Raw genomic sequence first — 566 nt, 5'->3', positions numbered from 1 at the left:
AGCGGAGAACTTAAAGAGCCTATTCATCGGTAAGCATGTAGCCGGCGTTTCGAATAGTCTTGAGCATGGGCGGCAGTGAGTCGATATCTAGTTTCTGCCGTAACTTGCTGATGTGCACGTCGACCACGTTGGTCTGCGGATCAAAATCGTAATCCCAGACATTCTCTAAGAGCATCGTGCGTGTGACCACTTTGTTCGCATGACGCATCAGATACTCGAGAAGGTGAAATTCCCGCGGTTGAAGCAATATTGCCTTTCCGTCCCGGTAGACCTTGTGCTTCATGATGTCCATGTGCAAGTTACCGACCACGAGATACGTTCTCTCGGTCAGCTCCCTGGATCTCCGGATGATAGCTTCCACACGGGCCAATAGTTCACCAAACGAGAACGGCTTGATCAGGTAATCGTCTCCGCCACTCTGCAGTCCTTTAATCCGATCATCGACCTCTGCCATGGCGCTGAGAATCAAGATCGGAACGTTATTGCCCGTTTTTCGAAGAGCTTCAATGATACTCAGTCCGTCGATGCCTCCCGGAAGCATGCGGTCCATGATGATGGCTTCGTAA

At 50.7% G+C, this 566-nt stretch carries 1 protein-coding gene; it reads right to left on the bottom strand.

The features are described 5' to 3' along the window. Positions 1–19: 19 nt before the first annotated feature. Positions 20–566 (bottom strand): winged helix-turn-helix domain-containing protein (locus ACFC20_RS17750; protein WP_375194137.1); only part of this gene is annotated, 547 nt, incomplete at its 5' end.

This window comes from Marinobacter sp., assembly GCF_041984545.1.
In the GTDB taxonomy this organism is placed as follows: Bacteria; Pseudomonadota; Gammaproteobacteria; order Pseudomonadales; family Oleiphilaceae; genus Marinobacter.
This window is presented reverse-complemented; position numbering and strand designations above follow the sequence as displayed.